This window comes from Nocardioides sp. CPCC 206348 (assembly GCF_048654705.1).
Lineage (GTDB): Bacteria > Actinomycetota > Actinomycetes > Propionibacteriales > Nocardioidaceae > Nocardioides.
In genome coordinates, this window is sequence record NZ_JBMCZA010000196.1 from 39,253 (window position 1) to 44,000 (window position 4,748).

General features: G+C 68.8%; 4 protein-coding genes. All 4 read left to right on the top strand.

The features are described 5' to 3' along the window. A partial coding sequence (locus tag ACOADB_RS18280; protein ID WP_378601586.1) for an ABC transporter permease occupies positions 1-772 on the top strand: 772 nt, incomplete at its 5' end. Positions 773-788: 16 nt separating this feature from the next. After that, positions 789-1,970: an ABC transporter substrate-binding protein gene (locus ACOADB_RS18285; RefSeq protein ID WP_378601588.1), complete on the top strand. Its 1,182-nt coding sequence runs from the start codon at positions 789-791 to the stop codon at positions 1,968-1,970. A gap of 2 nt (positions 1,971-1,972) precedes the next feature. Beyond that, positions 1,973-3,286 carry an aspartate aminotransferase family protein gene (locus ACOADB_RS18290; protein WP_378601589.1) on the top strand — a complete coding sequence of 438 codons (1,314 nt, stop codon included), beginning with the start codon at positions 1,973-1,975 and terminating at the stop codon, positions 3,284-3,286. 5 nt (positions 3,287-3,291) lie between these two features. After that, on the top strand, positions 3,292-4,748 hold a 1,457-nt coding region (locus ACOADB_RS18295; protein ID WP_378601591.1), incomplete at its 3' end, for a CoA-acylating methylmalonate-semialdehyde dehydrogenase.

Sequence of the window (4,748 nt, forward strand, 5' to 3'; positions counted from 1 at the left end):
GCTGCCCATCGCCGAGGTGCGGTGGAGCACGGTGCTGGCACCGCTGGTGGTCGGCGTCCTGGCGATCGCCGCGTGGGAGTGGCTGGTCGACTCCCACGAGATCGAGCCCTTCGTCCTGCCGGCACCCAGCGCGATCTGGGACCAGGTCACCGCGAACTTCGACAGCATCGTCAAGGGCGCCGGCGTCACCGGTCGCAACGCCCTGATCGGGACGGTGGCCGGTGCGCTGATCGGTGTCGCGGGGGCGATGCTGGCCGGCACCTTCCGGTTCCTCGACCAGATGGCAGCACCCGTGGTCGCCGCGCTCGCGGTGATCCCGATCGTCGCGCTGGCGCCGGTGCTCTACTCGATGTACGGCGCGGCCGTCGACACCGGCCGGATCATCGTGGCGGGGCTGTCGGTCTCGATCCCGGTCTACCTGAACACCCTTCGCGGACTGCGCCAGGTGCGCGCCGTGCACCGCGACCTGATGACCGCCTACGCCGCGGGGCCGTTCCAGGTGATCCGCAGCGTCACGTTGCCGACCGCGACGCCGTACGTCTTCACCGGGCTGCGGGTCGCCTCGTCGCTGGCCGTGATCGCTGCCCTGATCGCGGAGTACTTCGGCGGCCCGATCGGCGGCCTCGGCAAGTCGATCACGTCGTCGGCCGCCAGCAGCAACTATCCACTCGCCTGGGCCTACGTCTCCGGCGCCATCGTGCTCGGGCTGTTGTTCTACGTCGTCACCCTGCTCGTCGAGCTGTGGTTCTCACGGCACCACCGAACCCCCTGAGGAAACAGGAGATCCAATGAAGACAACACTGAAACTGGGCGCCGCCGCTGCCGTCCTCGCACTGATCACGTCCGGATGTGGGAGCGACGACGGGAAGAACTCCTCGGAGGTCGACGTCGCGGCCAACAAGGACTGCGCGGAGCGCACCCAGGAGGCGCGGGACGCGGGGAAGCTGGACGAGGTGTCGTTGCAGCTCCAGTGGGTCTCGCAGGCCCAGTTCGCGGGGTACTACGCCGCGGTCGCGGAGTGCTACTACGTCGACGAAGGCCTCGACGTGAAGATCGTCGAGGGTGGCGTCGACATCGTCCCGCAGGACGTGCTCGCCTCCGGCGACGTCGACTACGCGATCTCGTGGGTCCCGAAGGTGCTCGGTTCGATCGAGCAGGGCGCGAAGATCACCAACGTCGCCCAGATCTTCGAGCGCAGCGCGACCACCCAGATCTCCTTCAAGGACAAGGGCATCACCAAGCCCGCGGACCTCAAGGGCAAGGCGGTCGGCAGCTGGGGGTTCGGCAACGAGTGGGAGCTCTTCGCCGGCATGCAGGAGGCCGGAGTCGGCGTCGGTGACATCAACCTGGTCCAGCAGGCGTTCGACATGAACGCCTTCCTCGCCGGCGACATCGATGCCGCCCAGGCGATGACCTACAACGAGTACGCGCAGGTGCTGGAGACCGTGAACCCGGACACGGGCAAGCTCTACACCCCCGAGGACCTCAACGTCATCGACTGGAACGACGTCGGTTCGGCCATGCTCCAGGACGCGATCTGGGCCCAGACGGAGAAGCTCTCCGACGCCGCCTACGAGGAGCAGACCGTTGCCTTCATCAAGGCATCCATCAAGGGCTGGGCGTTCGTCCGCGACAACCCCGAGGACGGCGCGCGGATCGTGGCGGAGTCCGGGTCCGAGCTCGGCACCAGCCACCAGCTCTGGATGACGAACGAGGTCAACAAGCTCCTGTGGCCCTCCACCAACGGTGTCGGGATCATCGACGACGCTGCCTGGAAGCAGACCGTCGACATCGCGCTCAACACGAAGAACGAGACGGGCGCGTCGATCATCAGCAAGGAGCCGCCGGCCTCGTCGCACACCAACGAGTACGTCGAGAAGGCACTCGCCGAGCTCGAGGCGGACGGTGTGGACACGAAGGGCGCGGGCTTCAAGCCGATCGACGTGGAGCTCAAGGAAGGCGGCAAGTAGCCATGTCCCAGGACCGAGACACCCTCACGACGGAGCTCGATCGGGAGCACGTCTTCCACTCGTGGAGCGCGCAGGCCGCGCTCGCGCCGCTTGTCGTCGCGGGGGGTCTCGGTTCCCGGGTCTGGGACCACTCCGGTCGTTCCTACCTCGACTTCGCCAGCCAGCTGGTCAACGTCAACATCGGGCACCAGCACCCGCGCGTGGTGGCCGCGATCCAGGAGCAGGCGGCCACCCTGGCCACGATCGGACCGGCGACCGCCAACCTGGCCCGGGGGGAGGCGGCGCGCCGGATCACGGCGCACGCGCCCGACGGGTTCAACAAGGTGTTCTTCACCAACGGCGGCGCGGACGCCAACGAGAACGCCATCCGAATGGCCCGGCTCCACACCGGGCGCGACAAGGTCGTGTCGACGTACCGCTCCTATCACGGCAACACCGGCGCGGCGGTCGTCTCGACGGGGGACTGGCGGCGGCTGCCCAACGAGTACGCCCGAGGTCACGTCCACGTGTTCGGTCCGTACCTCTACCGCTCGGAGTTCTGGTCCACGACGCCGGAGGAGGAGGCTGAGCGCGCACTGCAGCACCTGCGTCGGGTGATCGAGTGCGAGGGCCCCGGCGACGTGGCCGCGATCCTCCTGGAGACCGTGCCGGGTACGGCGGGCGTGCTCGTGCCGCCGCCGGGCTACCTCGCCGGCGTGCGCGCGCTCGCCGACCAGCACGGCATCGTCCTGATCCTCGACGAGGTGATGGCCGGCTTCGGGCGGACCGGGGAGTGGTTCGCGTTCGACGCCCACGACGTCACGCCGGACCTGATCGTGTTCGCCAAGGGGGTCAACTCCGGCTACGTGCCGGTCGGCGGCGTGGTCATCAGTGACCCGATCGCGAAGACCTTCGACGACCGGGTCTTCCCGGGCGGACTCACCTACAGCGGCCACCCCCTCGCGGCCGCGTCCATCGTCGCGTCGATCGATGCCATGCAGGACGAAGGCATCGTCGACCACGCCAGGAAGATCGGGTCGGAGTCGATCGGACCCGGTCTCGCCCTCCTGGCCGAGAAGCACCCGGTCGTCGGGGAGGTCCGTGGCACCGGAGTCTTCTGGGCCGTCGAGCTCGTGGCCGACCGGGCCACCCGCGCACCGCTGCCCCCCGCACTGGTGGGGCGGGCGAAGACCGCACTGCTCGAGCGCGGCCTGATCCCCTTCATTGCCGACAACCGCATCCATGTCGTACCGCCCTGTGTCGTGACCGCCGACGAGGTGGCCGAGGCCCTGGCGGCGTACGACGCCGTACTCACCCTGCTCGACGAGGAGCTCTGAACACGATGACTGCCATCGACCCGACCCTGCCTGTTCTCGACCACTGGATCGCCGGAGGACCCGACGCCGGCGTCTCGCCCCGCACGGGGGAGGTGTTCGACCCGGCCCTGGGCCAGGTCTCCAAGCATGTCCGCTACGGCAGCGCCGAGGACGTCGCCCATGCGGTCGCCGTGGCGAAGGAGGCGTTCGCGACCTGGGGGCAGGCGTCGATCACGCGCCGCCAGCAGGTGATGTTCGGCTTCCGTGAGCTGCTCAACGCCCGCAAGGACGAGCTCGCCGCGATCCTGACCTCCGAGCACGGCAAGGTGCTGTCGGACGCCGCGGGCGAGGTGGCCCGCGGCCTCGAGGTCGTCGAGTTCGCGTGCGCGATGCCGCAGCTGGCCAAGGGCGCGTTCTCGCAGAACGTCTCGACGGATGTCGACGTGTACTCGCTCAAGGAACCCCTCGGCGTCGTCGGCATCATCAGCCCGTTCAACTTCCCGGCGATGGTGCCGCTGTGGTTCTTCCCGATCGCGATCGCGACGGGCAACACGGTCGTCCTGAAGCCGAGCGAGAAGGACCCGAGCGTCGCGAACTGGATGGCCGGACTGCTCAAGGAAGCGGGCCTTCCCGACGGTGTCTTCAACATCGTGCACGGCGACAAGGAGGCCGTGGACGCGCTGCTCACCCACCCCGACGTCGCATCGATCTCGTTCGTCGGGTCGACCCCGATCGCGCGCTACGTCTACGAGACCGCGACCTCCCACGGCAAGCGGGTGCAGGCGCTCGGCGGTGCGAAGAACCACATGCTGGTGCTGCCCGACGCCGACCTCGACCTGGTCGCGGACTCCGCGGTCAACGCCGGTTTCGGCTCGGCCGGTGAGCGCTGCATGGCCATCTCCGTCGTGGTCGCCGTCGAGCCGATCGCCGACGACCTGATCAGCCGGATCAGCGACCGGATGGGCAAGCTCGTCATCGGTGACGGCCGCCGCTCCTGCGACATGGGCCCGCTCATCACCCGTGAGCACCGCGACAAGGTGGCGGGCTACCTCGACGTCGCCGCGACCGACGGCGCCACGGTCGTCGTCGATGGGCGCGAGGTCGAGATCGACGGTGCGGCCGAGGGGTTCTGGCTCGGCCCCACGCTGATCGACAAGGTGCCGACGACCTCCACCGTCTACACCGACGAGATCTTCGGGCCGGTCCTGTCCGTGGTGCGGGTGGCGTCGTACGCCGACGGGGTGGCGTTGATCAACGCCGGGCCCTACGGCAACGGCACCGCCATCTTCACCAACGACGGCGGCGCGGCCCGACGGTTCCAGCGGGAGGTCGAGGTCGGGATGGTCGGCATCAACGTCCCGATCCCGGTGCCCGTCGCCTATCACTCGTTCGGAGGCTGGAAGGCGTCCCTCTTCGGTGACGCCAAGGCCTACGGACCGCAGGGCGTCGAGTTCTTCACCCGCGAGAAGGCCGTCACCTCGCG

Bases quoted from the DNA above. Each gene is read 5' to 3' on its own strand.
- ACOADB_RS18285 (WP_378601588.1), top strand. From the start codon at position 789: ATGAAGACAACACTGAAACTGGGCGCCGCCGCTGCCGTCCTCGCACTG.
- ACOADB_RS18290 (WP_378601589.1), top strand. From the start codon at position 1,973: ATGTCCCAGGACCGAGACACCCTCACGACGGAGCTCGATCGGGAGCAC.